The organism is Streptomyces sp. SID11385 (assembly GCF_010548245.1).
Classification (GTDB): Bacteria; Actinomycetota; Actinomycetes; order Streptomycetales; family Streptomycetaceae; genus Streptomyces.
Map to the genome: position 1 here is coordinate 1 of NZ_JAAGLR010001167.1, position 1258 is coordinate 1258.

The following is a 1258-nucleotide window of genomic DNA, read 5'->3' on the forward strand; positions in this document are numbered from 1 at the left end:
CCTCCGCTTCGAGGGCGCGCGCGAGGACGCGCGTCGCGGGCCCGTCGCTGCCCGAGGCCGAGGCGGGATCGACGCCGAGGACCAGCAGGCGGCCCGTGCCCGCGCGCAGCGGCAGGGTGCCGTCGTTGACGACGAGGGTCGTGCCCCGCTCCGCGAGCCGGTCGGCGAGGGCGCGGTGCACGGGGGTGCCGACCTTCCGCCCGACGGCCTCCTCGTCCACGTACGGCTTCGCGAGCAGCCCGCGCCGCCGCTTCAGCGCGAGGACGCGCAGCACCGAGGCGTCGACACGCTCCTCGGTCAGCTCGCCCGAGCGCAGCGCGGCGAGCACGGAGCGGTGCGCGAGGCCGAGGTCGGGCGGGTCGAGGAGGAGGTCGACGCCCGCTCGGAGCGCGAGGACGGGCACGCGGTCGTCGCCGTACTTCGTCCGCACGCCCTCCATGCGCAGCGAGTCCGTCGTGACGACGCCCTCGTACCCGAGTTCGCCGCGCAGGACGCCCGTGACGACGGGGTGCGAGAGCGTGGCCGGGTCGCCGCTCGGGTCGAGCGCGGGGAACGCGAGGTGACCCGTCATCACGACATCCGCGCCCGCGGCGATCGCGGCGCGGAACGGGGGCGCGTCCAGCGTGTCCCACTGGGCGCGCGTGTGCGAGATCGTCGGGAAGCCGACGTGCGAGTCGGTCGCGGTGTCGCCGTGCCCGGGGAAGTGCTTGACGGCGGCGGAGATCCCGACGTCCTCCTGGTAGCCGCGCACCTGCGCCACGACGAGGCGCGCGACGGCCTCCGGGTCCGCGCCGAAGGAACGCACGCCGATGACAGGGTTCGCCGGGTTGACGTTGACGTCCGCGTCGGGCGCCCAGTCCTGCCGTACCCCGAGCGCCGCCAGCTCCCGGCCCGCGAGCGCGGCGGCCTCGCGCGCGCCCACGCTCGTACCGCCCGCGCCGAGCGAGGCGGCGCCGAGCCCCATCGCACCGGGCAGTTGCGTGGCCGGAGGGCCGATCCGCTGCACGGCCCCGTGCTCCTGGTCGATCGAGACGAGCAGCGGTACGGGGACGCGCAGCCCGAGCCCGGCGCGCTGCACCTCGTTCGAGAGCGCGGCGACCTGCCGGGGCGAGCGGATGTTGCCCGCCCAGCCGAAGTAGAGGACGCCGCCGAGGTGGTAGCGGGCGATCATCTCGGCGGCCGTCGCGACCCCGATGTCCTCGCGGTTCGCCTGCGCGTCGGCGGCCGAGGGCGCGGTCGCCGAGGCCCCGTGGAAGCG

Annotated in this window: 1 protein-coding gene; it reads right to left on the reverse strand. The window is 76.6% G+C overall.

What is annotated here, in order from left to right; all coding sequences use genetic code 11:
* Positions 1-1258, reverse strand: a 1258-nt coding sequence (locus tag G3I42_RS35440; protein ID WP_164291750.1) for a glycoside hydrolase family 3 protein, incomplete at both ends; no start/stop codon positions are given.